Annotated in this window: 19 protein-coding genes; 1 reads left to right on the top strand and 18 read right to left on the bottom strand. The window is 45.6% G+C overall.

What is annotated here, in order from left to right; genetic code table 11:
- Nucleotides 1-51 precede the first annotated feature (51 nt).
- The 12 genes from ACZ444_RS00940 to metG form a co-directional block, all read right to left on the bottom strand.
- Entirely contained in the window at nt 52-1,011 is a 960-nt protein-coding gene (locus ACZ444_RS00940; RefSeq protein ID WP_382358078.1) for a ribose-phosphate diphosphokinase, read from the bottom strand.
- A gap of 15 nt (nt 1,012-1,026) precedes the next feature.
- Nucleotides 1,027-2,406 (bottom strand): bifunctional UDP-N-acetylglucosamine diphosphorylase/glucosamine-1-phosphate N-acetyltransferase GlmU, encoded by a 1,380-nt coding sequence (gene glmU, locus ACZ444_RS00935; RefSeq protein ID WP_382358077.1) that lies wholly within the window; start codon nt 2,404-2,406, stop codon nt 1,027-1,029.
- Nucleotides 2,407-2,625: 219 nt separating this feature from the next.
- Nucleotides 2,626-2,916, bottom strand: coding sequence for a septation regulator SpoVG (gene spoVG / locus ACZ444_RS00930; RefSeq protein WP_382358076.1), 291 nt, complete (start codon nt 2,914-2,916; stop codon nt 2,626-2,628).
- 246 nt (nt 2,917-3,162) lie between these two features.
- Nucleotides 3,163-3,972: a pur operon repressor gene (gene purR / locus ACZ444_RS00925; RefSeq protein WP_382358075.1), complete on the bottom strand. Its 810-nt coding sequence runs from the start codon at nt 3,970-3,972 to the stop codon at nt 3,163-3,165.
- Between the two features lie 196 nt (nt 3,973-4,168).
- On the bottom strand, nt 4,169-4,336 hold the full coding sequence (locus ACZ444_RS00920) for a small, acid-soluble spore protein, alpha/beta type (RefSeq protein WP_382358074.1): 168 nt from the start codon (nt 4,334-4,336) through the stop codon (nt 4,169-4,171).
- A 190-nt stretch (nt 4,337-4,526) separates the two neighbouring features.
- The gene (veg, locus tag ACZ444_RS00915) at nt 4,527-4,796 is read right to left on the bottom strand and encodes a biofilm formation stimulator Veg (protein ID WP_382358073.1); all 270 of its coding nucleotides are present in this window, start codon (nt 4,794-4,796) and stop codon (nt 4,527-4,529) included.
- Between the two features lie 225 nt (nt 4,797-5,021).
- Nucleotides 5,022-5,894, bottom strand: coding sequence for a sporulation peptidase YabG (gene yabG / locus ACZ444_RS00910; RefSeq protein WP_382358072.1), 873 nt, complete (start codon nt 5,892-5,894; stop codon nt 5,022-5,024).
- 116 nt (nt 5,895-6,010) lie between these two features.
- The gene (gene rsmA / locus ACZ444_RS00905; RefSeq protein ID WP_382358071.1) at nt 6,011-6,895 is read right to left on the bottom strand and encodes a 16S rRNA (adenine(1518)-N(6)/adenine(1519)-N(6))-dimethyltransferase RsmA; all 885 of its coding nucleotides are present in this window, start codon (nt 6,893-6,895) and stop codon (nt 6,011-6,013) included.
- Nucleotides 6,885-7,454, bottom strand: a complete 570-nt coding sequence (gene rnmV, locus ACZ444_RS00900; protein WP_382358070.1) for a ribonuclease M5 — start codon at nt 7,452-7,454, stop codon at nt 6,885-6,887. The genes rsmA and rnmV overlap by 11 nt, the downstream gene beginning before the upstream one ends.
- Before the next feature lie 67 nt (nt 7,455-7,521).
- Complete coding sequence (locus ACZ444_RS00895; RefSeq protein ID WP_382358068.1) at nt 7,522-8,742, bottom strand: ubiquitin-like domain-containing protein; 1,221 nt, start codon at nt 8,740-8,742, stop codon at nt 7,522-7,524.
- A 276-nt stretch (nt 8,743-9,018) separates the two neighbouring features.
- The gene (locus tag ACZ444_RS00890; protein ID WP_382358067.1) at nt 9,019-9,795 is read right to left on the bottom strand and encodes a TatD family hydrolase; all 777 of its coding nucleotides are present in this window, start codon (nt 9,793-9,795) and stop codon (nt 9,019-9,021) included.
- A gap of 104 nt (nt 9,796-9,899) precedes the next feature.
- Entirely contained in the window at nt 9,900-11,861 is a 1,962-nt protein-coding gene (metG, locus tag ACZ444_RS00885; RefSeq protein ID WP_382358066.1) for a methionine--tRNA ligase, read from the bottom strand.
- A 282-nt stretch (nt 11,862-12,143) separates the two neighbouring features.
- Between metG and ACZ444_RS00880 the strand changes: the two genes are divergently transcribed.
- Complete coding sequence (locus ACZ444_RS00880; RefSeq protein WP_382358065.1) at nt 12,144-12,422, top strand: AbrB/MazE/SpoVT family DNA-binding domain-containing protein; 279 nt, start codon at nt 12,144-12,146, stop codon at nt 12,420-12,422.
- A gap of 99 nt (nt 12,423-12,521) precedes the next feature.
- Here ACZ444_RS00880 and rsmI read toward each other — a convergent pair whose 3' ends face one another.
- The 6 genes from rsmI to holB form a co-directional block, all read right to left on the bottom strand.
- Nucleotides 12,522-13,400, bottom strand: a complete 879-nt coding sequence (gene rsmI, locus ACZ444_RS00875; RefSeq protein ID WP_382358064.1) for a 16S rRNA (cytidine(1402)-2'-O)-methyltransferase — start codon at nt 13,398-13,400, stop codon at nt 12,522-12,524.
- Nucleotides 13,378-13,671 carry a GIY-YIG nuclease family protein gene (locus tag ACZ444_RS00870; protein ID WP_382358063.1) on the bottom strand — a complete coding sequence of 98 codons (294 nt, stop codon included), beginning with the start codon at nt 13,669-13,671 and terminating at the stop codon, nt 13,378-13,380. The genes rsmI and ACZ444_RS00870 overlap by 23 nt, the downstream gene beginning before the upstream one ends.
- Nucleotides 13,658-14,404: a tRNA1(Val) (adenine(37)-N6)-methyltransferase gene (locus ACZ444_RS00865; protein WP_382358062.1), complete on the bottom strand. Its 747-nt coding sequence runs from the start codon at nt 14,402-14,404 to the stop codon at nt 13,658-13,660. Before ACZ444_RS00865 ends, ACZ444_RS00870 begins: the two co-directional genes overlap by 14 nt.
- A gap of 64 nt (nt 14,405-14,468) precedes the next feature.
- Complete coding sequence (yabA, locus tag ACZ444_RS00860) at nt 14,469-14,810, bottom strand: DNA replication initiation control protein YabA (protein ID WP_382358061.1); 342 nt, start codon at nt 14,808-14,810, stop codon at nt 14,469-14,471.
- Between the two features lie 13 nt (nt 14,811-14,823).
- On the bottom strand, nt 14,824-15,651 hold the full coding sequence (locus ACZ444_RS00855) for a PSP1 domain-containing protein (RefSeq protein ID WP_382358060.1): 828 nt from the start codon (nt 15,649-15,651) through the stop codon (nt 14,824-14,826).
- A gap of 4 nt (nt 15,652-15,655) precedes the next feature.
- Complete coding sequence (gene holB, locus ACZ444_RS00850) at nt 15,656-16,645, bottom strand: DNA polymerase III subunit delta' (protein ID WP_382358059.1); 990 nt, start codon at nt 16,643-16,645, stop codon at nt 15,656-15,658.
- Between the last annotated feature and the right edge of the window lie 7 nt (nt 16,646-16,652).

The raw sequence follows: 16,652 nt of genomic DNA, 5'->3' as shown, positions 1-16,652 counted from the left end.
TAACGTTTCTATTAAAACATAATTGATGCTTTTACACAAAATCACTGGCCATTAGGTATTGTCAAACAAAGTACTGACTGATTTCAACTCATGGACACGTGTAACCGCCTCGGCAATGAGCGGTGCTACTGATAATTCAGTGATCTTTTCACTCTGCTGGCTTTCTGAAAGCGGAATTGAGTTCGTTACGACTAATTCCTTAATTTTGGAATCGTCAATACGTTCAATGGCCGGTCCCGATAAAACCGGATGTGTACAGCAGGCGTAAACGGCGTTTGCTCCATTTTCCACCAAAGCATCCGCAGCAAGTGTGATTGTACCTGCTGTATCTATAATATCATCAATCAGGATGGCTGTCTTCCCTTCAATATCACCGACAATATTCATCACTTCCGCAACATTTGGACGCGGACGGCGTTTATCAATGATCCCGATCGGCGCCTTAAGATAATCCGCCATCATCCTGGCCCGTGTTACACCACCATGATCCGGAGACACAACGATGATGTCGTCAAAGTCTTTCTTTTCAAAGTAGTTGGCTAAAATAGGCACACCCTGCAAGTGATCAATTGGCATATTAAAGAAGCCTTGAATCTGCGGTGCATGCAAATCAAGTGTGATGACACGGTCGGCGCCGGCAGTTTCCAAAAGATCTGCTACAAGCTTTGATGTAATGGGCTCTCTGGAACGCGCTTTTCGGTCCTGCCTGGCATAGCCATAATAGGGCATCACAATATTAATAGTTCTTGCTGACGCACGTTTCAGAGCATCAATCATAATCAGCAGCTCCATAATATGTGTATTAATGGGTGCCGATGTCGATTGCACAACATAGACATCATAGCCGCGAACACTTTCATCAATACTAATTTTGATTTCACCATCACTGAACGACGTCACTGTGCATTTGCTCAGTGTTGTCCCCATATGATCAGCGATATCTTCGGCCAACTCCGGATTCGAATTTAACGATAACACTTTCAGCGTCGGAAATTTTTTGCCATCTGGCATGAGATTAACCCCCCGTTAGTCTTCTTCCTGATTTTTGGCTCGTGATGCATACCCTTCTTTAGTCGTCTGCCGCTCTCTGGCAATCGCCAGTGAATTCTCAGGCACTTTATCTGTAATGGTTGAGCCTGCCGCCACATAAGAACCTTTCCCGACAGTTATCGGTGCAACTAAATTCGTATTGCAGCCAATAAATGCATCGTCTTCAATCGTCGTCAGATGTTTCTCTTTCCCATCGTAATTAACTGTAACCGTTCCGGATCCCAGATTAACACGTCTGCCTACATCAGCATCGCCAATATAACTTAAGTGAGGCAGCTTAGTCTGATTGCCTACATTTGATCTTTTCACTTCAACAAAGTTTCCTACTTTGACGTCGTCGCCAATCGATGCCTCTGGCCGGATATGGGCATATGGACCGATTTGCACCCGGTCGCCAATATGACTGTCTTCTGCCACACTCTGTCTGACAAGGCTGTCTGCACCGATAAAGCAGTCATCGATTTCTGTATACGGACCGATTTCCGTATTCTGGCTGATGGTTGTCTCACCTTTAATGCTCGAACCGGGCTGAATCAGCACGTCCGGCTCGATGACAGCACCCGGTTCAATGTATGTATGATCCGGATCAATCAGCGTTACGCCGTTTCGCATATGGTATTCATTGATGCGCTTTTTAAAAGCTTTTTCAGCACGTGCCAGAGCAACACGATCATTAATGCCCATTGTTTCGTCAAAGTCAGCTGTCTGATACGCGCTGACCCTGTCACCCTGGTTTTGCAGAATTTCAACAACATCAGGCAAGTAATACTCACCCTGAGCATTATCATTTGATACACGATGCAGGGCTTCAAAGAGTGCTTTATTATCAAAACAGTAGGTGCCTGTGTTAATCTCGCTGACTTGTAATTCCGCATCAGAGGCATCCTTATGTTCAACAATCCGTGCAACTTCTCCGTCACTGTTACGGATAATCCGGCCATAACCTGCCGGATCGGGAGCCCCAGCCGTTAAAACGGTTGCCTTGGCACCTTTAGCTTCATGATGCGCAAAAAGTGCCTCATAGGTCTCACTGGTGATCAAAGGTGTATCGCCGCACACAACAATGGTTGTGCCCTCTTGGCTGTTTAATAGATCCTCGGCCTGAAGCACAGCATGTCCTGTGCCCAATTGTTCCTCCTGTAAAACAGTCTGGCTGTCTTCGCCAATAAGTTCAGTTACCTTTGCTGCGCCATGGCCAACGACTGTTATCATTTGTTCAGGATTCACCGGTTTTAACTGATCGATGACATGCTGTACCATCGGACGGCCGCAAACCGGATGGAGTACCTTATATAAATTCGACTTCATTCGAGTCCCCTGTCCGGCAGCAAGAATCACCGCAAAACGATTCGCCATGTGGAGTCCTCCATTCTATTATCCAATTATGAATATATCTCAAAAATACGCTAATTTCAACAGATTTAGCGTTGTAAGAAGAAGGAAAATCGTATGTAAGACTGAGGGCACGCATCTCCGGGGATAAAATCAGTACTTAAAGATGCCACTGAAGCAGCTGGTTTGAAACTAAAAAGAGAAGGCTAACCTGTGGCAAGATTAGACCTTCTGCAAAATATATCAGGATGCACCCGCTTCTTCGTAATTGGTTTCAGCTTCACCAGCACGGTGATACTCACCTAATACGGCATCCTGAATCTTACCACGGGTAGCCGAATTGATCGGATGGGCAATGTCCCTGAATTCGCCATCTGGGGTCCGTTTAGATGGCATTGCCACAAACAAGCCATGATTGCCGTCAATCACTCTGATATCATGAACCACAAATTCCTCGTCCATTGTAATTGAAGCAATTGCACACATTCTCCCCTCTGTATTTACACGGCGTAATCTCACGTCAGTTACTTCCATGATGTTTCACCACCCTTCCTTTGTCCTACTGGCATAATTCAACACATATATAAGAATTCCTGCCTATACAGTGAAAAAATTTAGAAAATAATACCTGATTTCGAAGCGCCGGGCAAAATCAGATCAAACAGGAAGGAGGACAAAGTTAAAAGACGCAGATTCACCGGAGGGAAGATTGCTGCGGGAACCAAGGCATGCGGGCGCGACGGGCACCAAGGGCTCCACAGCCGTTCGCGGAAGGCAACGTCAGTTATAATGACCAGGACGGACATCAATCGTCCTCTGCTTCAAATCAACGTTGCTGATTTTTATAAGTGACGTGTAGTGCTGCACGACACGCTCCTCCTCTTCATCATCCGCCTCAGCCAGCACACCAATAGCCTGGACGTTGGCATTAAACTCACCAATCAGGCTGATCATGCCATTAATAGTGCCCCCTGCTTTCATAAAGTCATCAATGATACAGACATTGGCATCAGCATGCAGGCTTCGTTTAGGAAGCACCATTGTCTGAATTTTTCGCGGAGAACCTGACACATAATTAATACTTACAGAAGATCCTTCCGTCACTTTTGCATCACGTCTTACGATCACAACTGGGACATTCAGGACGGCTGCAACAGCATAAGCCAGTGGGATACCCTTGGTTGCAACAGTCATGACAACGTCAATTTCCCGGTCAGAAAATGCAGAAGCTAAAATATGACCGATCTGGTTAACCATCTTCGGATCGCCTAAAATATCGCTCATGTATAAATAACCGCCAGGTAGAAGGCGTGCAGGATCAGCCAAGGTTTTACAAAGGTCAGCAATAAACCGGCCGCCTCTTTCCTGGGCCATGCTAGGCTGAAAACTGACACCGCCCGAAGCGCCGGGAAGCGTCTGCAGCCACCCGGCCCCTTCTTGCCGTATGACGCGATCAATAATTGTCAGATCTTCACTGATCGATGACTTTGCCGCATCGTATTGATCACTAAAATAAGGCAAAGATGTATGTTCTTTAGGATTTTCCAGAAAATAACGCGTCATTGATACAAGCCGCTCACTTCGTTTCATAGACCACCTCTACTATAACCGAATATTTTAACTAAATATACCACTATTGTACGTGCTTCATCAAGTTATCTGAGATGGTCAAGTGACTGTGCCATATGAAAGTGCCAAAATCTTTTTGCCAGTTGCAGGGTAACCTTTAGGAGAAAGTCAGTCACCCAATATAAAGGGCAAACCCATTAAAGGGTTTGCCCAATCATTACTTCATGTTTTGCTCGGCCATTTCAATTGCCCGTTTCACCATATTACCGGCATCCCTAGCGCGAATGCCTCCCCAGCCTTCCTGCTGTATGGTGTCGTAAATGCCTAACTCTTTAGCGACTTCTTCTTTCAGTTTATCCGACATGACGCTTTTACTTCGTGCCATGAAAGAAACGTCCCCTTTCTTAAGAGTGCCTTACGACAACATTAGTTTATGGGAAATGGCAAAAGAAACACCCGACAGTTGTTGACAAAACAGGAAATACTTAAGACTAATAAATGAGACAGGCTATCTGCAAGCGATGTTCCACACGTCGCTCAGGACCCTGGACAAAGGAAAAAGCAGCAATCACCATTTACTGCTCCGCCATGAGTGCGTGACCTAGCTGATCATCTGGAAAATTTAATTCCACCGTCTCGGTTAGAATGTCGGCATAGCTATATGAAACACGTTCGAATGCATTCTCGTCCTGATCCAGTTCAACAATAAAAACAGACGGGTATATCTCAGCCAATGTGCCGCAGCGTTCAATCGTTCTTCGTCTGCCGCCGTTCGCCTTAAGGCGCAATCGCTGACCAACATGCGATTCAAGACCTTGCTTTATTTCGATCAATGTTTTAGCCACTATACTCCACCTCACTTGTTAATAATGATAACACAGGCTTGTATAATAGTCAAGTAAAACTTGTCATTATAACAGCGCTGCCTTATTTATGTCAATAAGCAAAATTGGCATCCTGTGGTTATTATGGCAAAAACTTAAAAAACTATGTACAACCTTATTAAAAGGTCTGAAATCCGGAGGTGAAACCAGCATACGAGCGTTCCAATCCTCCGTTTCAGATACCTGTTAGTCATCGGCACCATCTGACGGTGTATACGGCATCCCTATCCGCATCAGGCCTTTTGTTTCGACACCGCCCATTCCTTCTTCACCTGTTAATGTATTCTGCAGAACATCCCAGACGCTAACCTTCTCCATAAAAGGGGTATAGGCCATTTTCGCCGCTATATAAACTGGATCCAGTGCATGGATATTAACCCTTGATGGTGAACTTGCAAAGTTTGCACCGGCCTGAATAAGCGACTCAAAGTGAGACTGGCAGGCACCTGCAAAGATAACCACATCATCCAGCCGCGGATGTTTTTGTCTGATGACATCAACGGCTTCCGCGAAATACTGGGTGTTATGGTAAGCCCCCAAGTCACTTTTGGCGCCTTTTTTCTGGGAAAAAGCATCATGTCCCGTAATAACAACGATATGCGGCTTAACACTGTCTGTCAGTGCCTCAACTTCCTGCGGCATATCTTTTTCCTGCACATAAGCACCGTGTACATTTAGCCCCAGGCGCTGGTATAATTCAGTACACTTTCGCATATAAGTCCGGTCTCCATCAATATGCAAAACAGTTGTCGGCAGCTGAAAAAAACCTGCCGTATGGTCATAGCCATGTCCCGATTGATAATCACGTTTTTCCTTCATCAGCTGGTAATCCTGACGGAACAGATGATAAGAATATGCCTCTTGCTTTTTTTCCTGCTTTTTACGTTTCGCCACTTCACTTGCATTGGCACGAACCAGATCACCCAGTGGAGCATCAGCGGCCAGACGAATGTCCTCACCATGCAATATAGCCAATTCTCCAGAAATGGCTGCAATACGGAACAATAAATCATGATGATAGGATGCGCGTGTTACGTGTTCACCAATTGCAAAACTCATAACGCCACCTCACAGCTTCTTCCGGATAAATTTAGATCACTACCTACAGGCTATGAGGTGTAAGCAGGTCCTGTGCCATTATCAAAAAGATCAGCTGCCCTTTAGAAGACAGCTGATCATCTCATCTTTTCAATTAAACGATAGAAAGTGTTTGAAAGAACGGCAAATTCGGCCATTGTCAACGTCTCACCACGCCTTGTTTCATCAATACCAGACGCCTCTAAAGTCTCCACAACCTGGAGCTTGTCAGTCGTATTAAAGTGCCGGATAAGATTATTCCGCAATGTCTTGCGTCTCTGGGCAAAGCACGCGCGTACAATGGTGAAAAAGTACGCCTCATTATCTACCTCGACTGGCGCCTGTTCCCGTCTGGTGAGTTTCAGCACACTTGACCCAACATTAGGCGGCGGCATAAATACATTTTTGGGAACGTTCATGACAACTGAGGCCTCAGTATAATACTGAACGGCAATTGACAATGACCCGTAGCTCTTCTGATTCGGTTCAGCAGCCATCCGGTCCGCTACTTCCTTCTGGATCATGACTGTCAGGCTGGTCACTGGCAATTGATCACGCAATAAGCGCATCAGGATAGGAGTCGTTATATAATATGGAAGGTTACTGACAACATGAACAGGCTGATCAGATGCAAAATATGTTTCGATCATGCGAGCTGCATCCGCTTCTAAAATATCCTCTTGTAGAATGCGTACATTCGAATAAGAGGCAAGCGTCTCATCCAGAATCGGATACAAACGCTGGTCGATTTCATAGGCGACCACTTTGTCAGCATGGATGGCGAGCTGCTCCGTTAACGCACCGATGCCAGGGCCAATTTCAATCACCCCTGCTCGTTTGTCTATACCAGCCTTCCGGATAATATTATTTAAAATGTTGACATCAACAATAAAGTTCTGCCCTAAACTCTTTTTAAAGGCAAATCCATGTGTTTCAAGAATCTCTTTCGTGCGTGTCGGCGTTGCAATCCATTTATCCGTCATAATCTTCCTCCTGCATCACCTGCTGCATGGCTTTGTCAAATTGCTCTTGGGAAATTCGAAACATCGTCAGTCGCTTCAACAGCTGTTTGCCATTCGTATGACCAATTTTCAAAATCTCACCAAGATGATCACGACGGCGGCTTGCCTTAGAACTGCCAATCAAACCGGCGCTCACCAAGTCTTCCCGGGTGATGTCGGCATATTCTTCTGCAGCTAATGAGTAAACACTTTGGAGTGCGTCGCGAATGGCCTCAGCTGATGCATGTTCAATTCCCAGGCTCGTTTGACCTGAACGCCTGTCACGGGCTGCTTCACGTGGCAGGAAGGCATGCTTGCACCCCGGAACAGCCACGCTGATGATATGCCGGATTCGCTTGCCGGGAAAATCCGGATCCGTTAATATGATGACGCCGCGTTTAGCCTGTGCGTGCCTGATCTGTTTTATGACAGCGTCACCAACGGCCGAGCCATTTGTTTCAATTGTATCCGCATCCACAGCCTCACGAACCCTGGCTGTATCATCGCGGCCTTCGACAACCACCACTTCTTGAATTCTCACGCTGATTCCTCTTCTCTTATACAAATATTCCTGCCATTAATCTATGGCAGGAATATTATATCATATCTTAATCAAGAACTTTGACTGTTACCGTCTGCCGTCCGAAACTGCTTGCTTTGCTTTGGGAAGTGAAATGCAAGTCAATCCGGTTTCCTTGAATATTACCCCCGGTATCACCGGCAACCGCATTGCCATAGCCTTCAACCCAAACGCGCGATCCTAAAGGAATCACATTTGGATCTACGGAAACCACATGAGGGTTTTCGTGCAAATTGATGCCTGTTGCTGTAAGGCCTTTGCCATCACAACCAAGACAGTCAACTGTATAAGCCGTTGCATTCATTTGCAGTTCTTTTTTACTGCTGCTGGCAGCTTCCTGATTATTAGAACTGCTCTCAGCAGATAGTTTGGTCACATTTGTGTCTTTTTCTTTCGTGCCATGAGCAACAATCTTGTTCTCACTTTTCTGCTTAACTTCTTTGTTCATTAGCTGCCGGTCAACAGCTTCACCGTTCTCTGTTGTTACTTCATATGTTTTCGCGACCGTCCCTTCCTGGCCTTCACTAACAATCTTGGTCTTTCCTTTTTCCAGACTGTCATCGTCACGTTTTTCCGTGTCATAAGCAATCGATTCATCGACTGTTTCTTTGGATTTTTCAACGCGTGTTATTTTAATATCATCGCCTTTTTCAATCGTCGCATCCAAAGACGGGCTGACCTGATCCAGATCATCCACCTCAATATCATTGTCAGTCAGTAATTCCTCGACGCTCTGCTGTGTGGTTGGATGAATATTTCTCTTTTCGCCGGCATCCTCAACCGTTACATCAAATGCCTTATCAATTGAATAGTCCATCCCATCGGTAATCGCAGCTGCAGCTGGCTCCGATGCCTCGTCATATTTACCAACCGTCAGATCATGATTATCAAGAAATTCGTTGATGGTATCAGCTGTTGTATAATAGGTATCTTTATCATTATTAATCGCTACTGTAAGCTTATTGGCTTCATCATATTTAATTGTCATGCCATCCTCAACTGGTGCATCTATTGTATGTGAAAGATCGTCGTGTTTTGAATACGTAATGCCTTCTTCATCCAGCAAATCCTGGACTGTATCCGCATTTGTTTTAACTGTTTGTTCATCGCCATTATCAGCGACGGTGACTTCTGCTTTCGTTGTTTCTGCTATCATGAATCCGCAAAAAATCATAAGTGCTAATAATCCAGCTCCTGAAAGAATCCAGTGCCGGGTTTTACTGGGCAATAATTTTGAAAAAACCTTCATGCTTATTGCCTCCTTTCTCATCCGCTTACTTGATTATATTAATGGCCCCTTGCCTTTACAACGCCTTTTCATTTACGGTTCCCTAACAATAAGATTACAGAGCGTAATATTTAGCTACTGTGAAACGTCTAAAATCTGTTTTGGCAGTATTCATGCCTGTAATAAAACATCTGCAGACAAAAGAGGACCGCTCCGGAAAACCCCACAAAAAAAGACCCGTCCTAAGACAGGTCTCTTCATAATAGGTGCAAGATGTCATTCTCATAATTAAGTGCGTTACGTTTTTGGGGTGATATTAAAAAACGTAAAGGCGTTAGCTGTTGTCATATGGCTCAATTCTTCAAACGACTGACCGCGCAGTTCAGCAACTTTTTCTGCAACCAATTTAACATAAGCCGGTTCGTTGCGTTTTCCTCTGTTCGGATGTGGTGCGAGAAAAGGAGCGTCCGTTTCCACCAGGAGCCGGTCTGAAGGCACCGCGGCCGCTGCATCCTTAGGCAGGGTTGCATTTTTAAAGGTTACCGGTCCGCCAATTGATATGTAAAAGTCCATATCAAGAAACGACTGCATATACGCTGCTGAGGTATTGTAGCAATGCATAATACCGCCGATATCGCTTGCCTTTTCCTCCTGCAGCAAGTCTCTGATATCCTCAGTAGCCTCCCGGTTATGAATAATAATTGGCATGTTGACCCTCTTAGCAAGGGCTATCTGCCTGCGAAAGACATCTTTCTGAATCTCTTTTGGTGATTTGTCCCAATGATAATCCAGTCCCATTTCCCCGATAGCAACCACTTTCGGGTGTGACGAAAGTTCCTCAATCCAGTTAAGGTCGTCATCAGTCATATCCACCGCATCAACCGGGTGCCAGCCCACAGCGGCATAAATGGTGTCATACCGTTCAGCAATTTCAATCGCCAGCGGAATCGTCTGCCGGTCAAAACCGACAACGACCATGTATTCGACACCTGCATCAAATGCCCGCTGAATAGTTTCTTCCCGGTCCTCAGCGAATTCATCCGCATTCAAATGAACATGTGTATCCACTAACATAGTCTCACTTCCTTATATAAAGTTTTTCCAGCATCTTTTGGAGAAGCATGGCTCAGAGGAAAGAGAACAGACATGATGAACTGCCCCCTTTGCTCAGCCAGAATTTATTTAACCACCGAGCCATTCGGAAGTGATTGATCAACCGATGTCAGAACAAGCTCACCGCTGTCTGTTTCGCCACAGAGAATCATGCCTTCCGACAGCTCGCCACGCAATTTAACAGGTTTCAGATTCGTGACACAGATAACTTTTTGACCGACAAGCTCATCAGGGCTGTAATACTCGGCAATGCCGGAGACGACTTGCCGTTTGTCGGTTCCTGCATCCACCTGCAGCCGCAGCAATTTATCGGTATCTTTGACAGGCTCTGCTTTCAGCACCTCTGCGACACGCAGATCCAGCTTCATAAAGTCATCGATTGTGACCTCACTTTTTTGTTCCGGCACGCTGGAAGCTGGTTTTTCGGTCGTTTTAGCCGGCTTTTGCATCATCGCTTTGATCGCCTGTACCTCTTTATCAACATTAAGCCGTGGGAAAATCGGCTGATCTTTATGCACCTCAGTGCCGGCTGGGATGACACCATCCTGATAAAGGCTGTCCCATGATTGTAAGGCATCATCAGCATGAATTCCCAGCTGCTGGAAAATTTCTTCAGGTGCCTCAGTCAGGAACGGCTGCAGCATAATCGCTATTTTGCGCAGTGAATCAGCAAGATGAGCCATCACATTGCCCAGACGTTCCCGTTTGGTCTCGTCTTTCGCCAACACCCATGGCTCGGTTTCATCAATATATTTATTGGTACGGCTGATCAGCTGCCACAGCGACGACAGGGCAACCGAGAACTGCAGATTATCCATTGCCTCTTCCACTTTTTGAACGGTATCCCGCTGCATTTTTTCCAGAGATTGTTCCGTTTCCGTCTCAGCTGCCTGATAAGCTGGGAGTTTAGCGTCAAAGTACTTGCTGATCATCACAATGGTGCGGTTTAACAAGTTACCGAGATCATTGGCAAGATCATAGTTCATGCGCTCAACGAATCCCTCCGGTGTAAACACACCATCTGACCCAAAAGGCACTTCGCGCAAGAGATAATAACGCACCGCATCCAGTCCGTAAATGTCAATCAGCTGAACAGGATCAACGACATTGCCCTTGGATTTGGACATTTTGCCGTCTTTCATAAGAATCCAGCCGTGGGAGAAGACCTGTTTTGGCAATGGCAAATCCAGCGCCATCAGCATAATGGGCCAATAGATCGTATGGAAGCGAACAATTTCCTTGCTCATCAGATGCACATCGGCCGGCCAGAACTTCTTATATAACTGGTCGTCTTCGGTCCCATAGCCAAGAGCGGTAATATAGTTGCTCAAAGCATCAATCCAAACATAGATAACGTGTTTCGGATCACCAGGCACCTTAATTCCCCAGTCAAAAGTCGTGCGGGAAACTGCCAGATCCTCCAGTCCTGGTTTGATAAAGTTGTTCAGCATTTCATTTTTCCGGGCTTCCGGCTGGATAAACTGCGGATTCTGTTCATAAAACTCGAGCAGTTGATCAACATACTTGCTCATTTTGAAGAAATAGGATTCCTCTTTTACTTTCTCAACAGGGTCACCACAATCCGGACAGTGGCCATCGTCTAGCTGGCGTTCTGTAAAAAATGATTCACACGATGTACAATACCAGCCTTCATACTCATCCAGATAAATATCACCCTGCTGGACGAGCTGGTCAAATATTTTAGCTACCACTTCTTTATGCCGGTCCTCTGTCGTCCGGATAAAGTCATCATGTGTAATCTTTAACTTTTCCCAGAGATTTTGAATACCACTGGCCATCTCATCAACATATTGCTGTGGCTCCTTGCCCTGTTCATGGGCCTTTCGCTGTATCTTCTGGCCATGTTCGTCAGTGCCGGTCAAATACATCACATCATAGCCCCGCAAACGCTTATAACGGGCCATGGCATCGCCAGCAACCGTCGAATAGGCATGGCCAATATGTAAATTGCCGCTCGGATAATAAATAGGTGTGGTAATATAAAATGTTTTCTTTTCCTCGGGCATTGCACACTACCTCCTTCAGATGGTTTCTATTTTAGCTTTTTTTAAGTGCATTTGCCAATAACTCTGTGTCTCCTTGACCACCGTTATTCGAATCATGCCTGAATAGTATCATTTTATCAAACAGCCGGTCCTTTGTTTAGTTACAACAATTTTCACATAACTACAGCATTATAATTGACGGTTACATGACGTGCTGGTAGTATACTCCATAAGTTGAGCCAGAATGGGCCTATTTATCATGACGGCTGTATGCCTAAAGCCGGCTGGAGAGGAGAATGGCATATGAAACAGACCGGAATCACACGGAAAATTGATGGACTTGGACGTGTCGTGCTTCCTGTTGAATTACGACGCACACTGGATATTAACAACAGTGATGAGCTGGATATTTACACGGACGACAATAAGATTGTGCTGAAAAAACAGACACTCGATATGACGTGTCAAGTAACCGGCCACAAATCTGATGATAATTTGGTGTTAGCAAATGGCAGCATTGTGCTGAGTCCTGAAGGGGCAGAACAATTAATGACAGAAATTCAGGCACGCTTAAACCAATAACACACGTCACTCGATCTTAATTAATGTTACGCAGCGGCTAATGCTTCATTTCCGGAAGCGGCAGCCGTTTTTTATACCAGAGTGTTTGTATACGTCCCGTTATTGATCAATATGGAATGCCTGATAAACATCCCGCTTCGCCATTTTCCGGTCAAGAGCCGCGCGTTTAATAGCTTCCTTGCTGGTATACCCAGTCTCATCGATATAATAACGAACATGTTCCACAACCGAAAGATGACTCCACCAGAGGTCACTTCCCTGTTCCGAATCGCCAGCGTTCCCTTCAATAACCAGGCAAAATTCACCCTTCATAGCAGTCTCATCAGCCCAGTCCAGAAGTTCAGCAGCCGTCCCGCGCGTATATTCCTCAAATTTCTTCGTCAGTTCACGGGCAATGGCGATCGGCCGGTTGCCAAGTGTGGCCTTGATCATCGTTAATGTGTCCTTTATCCGGTAAGGCGATTCATACAGCAATAATGTCGCTGACAATGGCTTCAGGCGCTCCAGTTCTGCTTCCTTTTCCTTTTTCTTGCGCGGTAAAAATCCGTAAAACAAAAATTCATCACTCGAAAGTCCGGAACCGACGAGGGCACATAATGCTGCATTTGCCCCTGGCAGTGCAACAGCTGGATAGTCAGCAGCTATAGCCGCGGTCATAAGCTCATAGCCCGGATCTGAAATAACCGGCATTCCTGCATCGCTGACAACAGCAATCGATTCTCCCTTTTCCAAGCGGCTCAGCAGCTCCCGGCCGCGGTTCTCCTTATTATGTTCGTGATAGCTGACAAGGGGTGTTGGGATATCAAAATGCTGCAGCAGTTTCTGTGTATTCCGGGTATCTTCAGCAGCAATCACAGAAACCGTCTCAAGTGTTTTTAATGCGCGAAAAGTAATATCCTCCAGATTGCCGATTGGCGTCGGTACAGCGTAAACTGTGCCGACTTCCTCGTCACTGCTAAAGCTCCTCTGAATTTTCATAGTACATCACTTCTTTCAGCTTGTCCCGGATTAACTGCGCCTTCCCTTTGCGGGTAAGCTGCTTAATCCCGTATTCCCGCTTCATCGCTTCTTCTTTAGTTGGATATTTCTCGACAAAGACAACCTGAAACGGGCCGCGTCCGCGTGTATATTTGGCTCCTTCCCCGTTCTCATGCATCTGCACCCGGTTTTCTAAATCTGTCGTATAGCCAGTATAAAACGTGTTATCAGCACACTTTAAAATATAAACGATATGCTCATGGTTTTCCATAAATGATCGCCTCAGCTTCCGTTGTATAGGTATCGTCTTCATTGTAAATATATAAAGGCGGCAACATGGTCAAATCAGCTTTGCCGTCTCTGATGCCTTCAATCAGCAGCATGTTGGCATCCCGTCCGCGCTTGGGATAAACCAGCTGCAGGCGTTTCGGCTCAATTTTATATTGCCGGAATAATGTTATGATATCCACCAGCCTGCCCGGACGGTGAACCATGGCGACCTTGCCTCCGGGTCTTACATGAAGTTTGCTGGCTTTTACAACATCCTCCAGCGTACTGTATACTTCATGTCTGGCGATGGTCAGATAATCATTCTGGTTGCGTTCAGCTTTTGCCTCCGTTGGAAAATACGGCGGATTGCACGTGACCACGTCAAATGCACTGTGCCCCATACTGTCTTTCATGTCCTTCAGATCCCCGTGCATGATGGTAAGCTGCTCTTCCAGTGAATTCAGCTGAATACTTCGCTTGGCCATGTCTGCGAGCCGCTCCTGAATCTCGATCCCCGTAATTGAAGCATAAGTGCGCCTTGATAATAATAAGGGAACTGCTCCGTTGCCCGTGCACAAGTCGAGGATGGCTCCTTTTTTTATCGGTACATATGCGAAACGCGCCAGCAGCACAGCATCAAGGGAAAAAGCAAATACATTCGGACTCTGAATAATCGACATATCCTGCTCAGCCAATAAATAATCCACACGTTCGTCTTCATAGATGGTTACCATTTTTCCCGTCCATTCCTGTTATGATAGAAAAGCTGTCTCCCAAAAAGAGACAGCTCTTGCGGTGTTACTTCGTTTTACTTAAGAATTGCAAGCAGAACAGACAATCCTCATCTTGTCTCGGCGTGCCAAAATGCACATTGCAAATATGAAACCCTTCTTCGTAGAGCCTTGCCAGATTATCATAACCCTCGCCGGGTATATGAGAATCTTTTACGACTTCGTCTTCCTGAAAATCGTCATCGGCCTGCTCCAGTCGGCCCCGCAAATGATGATTTTCCATCTCCAGACGGTGCTTTTCTTCCAAAAGTCGGCTCAGTTTGCCTTTTAGATCACCAAGCTGTTCATACAGCTCACCAATTTGGGTTTCCATGTCGGACACCTGATCAAAAATTTGTCGTTTTGACACGCTTCTCACCCCACTATTCTGTGGCTTGCGCTGTTATAATGCCTTCCTCAATCATTTCATCCAATGTATATTCAATCTCGCGTTCTTCTTCAAGCAACTTAATATGGATCACACGGTCCAGTATGTTTAAGCCAGTGACTCTTCCTTCACCATATGGTGTACGCACATCTTCACCTATATCCGGCAATTCCCGTTTAGCGGTTTCATAGTCGTCATTTTCATATTTTAAGCAGCACATAAGACGGCCGCACAAACCGGAAATTTTAGCGGGATTCAGAGACAGATTCTGATCCTTGGCCATCTTAATGGAAACCGGTTCGAAGTCTGCCAGAAAAGTTGAACAGCAGAGCAGCCGGCCACAAGGACCAATGCCGCCAAGTCTTTTTGCTTCATCACGCACACCGATCTGCCGCAGTTCGATCCGTGTTTTAAAGGTTGCCGCCAGATCCTTCACCAGGTTGCGAAAATCAATCCGCCCTTCTGCTGTGAAGTAAAAAATAATCTTTTGACGATCAAATGTATAATCAGCATCTACAAGCTTCATATCAAGATCGTGATCTCTAACCTTTTGAGGGGAAATTTTCAGCGCCCTGTCAGCCAGCTCATTATTTTCAGCCACTGTCATTTTATCTTCTTCGCTGGCTTTGCGAATCACTCTGTTAAGCGGCAGAACAACATCATCTTCCTCAACCATTCTGTTCGTTATAACCACTTTGCCGAATTCAACTCCGCGAGCTGTTTCAACAATAACGTAATCATTCTCCTCAAGCGGATAGCTGTCCGGGTCAAAATAATAGATTTTGCCCACCTGCTTAAAACGGACACCTGCCACCTCAATCATCGAATCACCCCTGTATTTGAATGGTAAGCTGCTCCATCACAAGTGTTGGATTGACGTTTTGCCTGAGTTTGTGTTTAGCATCAAGCACTAACTGCAATATGTCAAGCAATTTTTCCTGTGAGAAGGTCATCACCAAATTTTCCAATCGTGCCTCATCCTTAACAAATACAACCATATCATCTTCTTTGCCAAGATGGCAGAAAAGTATATCCTTGAAAGCCAGAAGCAGTAAATCGAGTCCCAATTCCTGCTGTGACCGCTCCTTAAAATGCGGCAGCCATGTCTGATGAATAAACAAAAAAATGTCCTCAGGATTGGTCGAATACGTTTCTACTAATTGTAGCATTCGTTTTCGAGCCTGGGCAAACCAATCATCCTGACTCCAGGAAATGGCCTCATCCAATCGGTTTGTCAAAGCGCTTAACAAAACAGCTGATTTGTATGAAACACCCTCGTCCATTAACTGTTGCTGAAAGGCTTCCGGGTTGAGCGGTTTTAAATCGATCGTCTGACAGCGTGAGCGAATCGTCGGCAGAATCGAAGAACTATTTTCTGTGAGTAAAATCGCCGTTGTCCTCTGTGATGGCTCCTCCAGAAATTTCAACAGACGATTGGACGCATTCACCGTCATCGTCTCGGCACCCTTAATAACATAAACCTTTTCACTGGATTCCAGCGCGGTATAGGAAAATTCTTTTTGCAGTTCTTCAATCTGCTCTTTACGGATTGACTGCCCGTCAGGCTCCAGCCAATGCACATCAGGGTAATTTCCTGAATCAATTCGCTTACACACATAGCATTCCTGGCAGGGTTCAACACCGGACCGGTCATCACAAAACAGCGTCTTCGCCAGTAACAGCGCCATCTCTTCCTTACCGGTTCCACGTTCTCCCTGCAACAAATAAGCATGCGAGATACGGCCCTTTTTAATGCTGTTCGTCATCAATTGGCTTGCGAGCGGCTGAATCTTAGTGAGTTCTTCCCATGACTTCATAGTGCAC

Source organism: Lentibacillus kimchii, from assembly GCF_055381965.1.
This window is presented reverse-complemented; position numbering and strand designations above follow the sequence as displayed.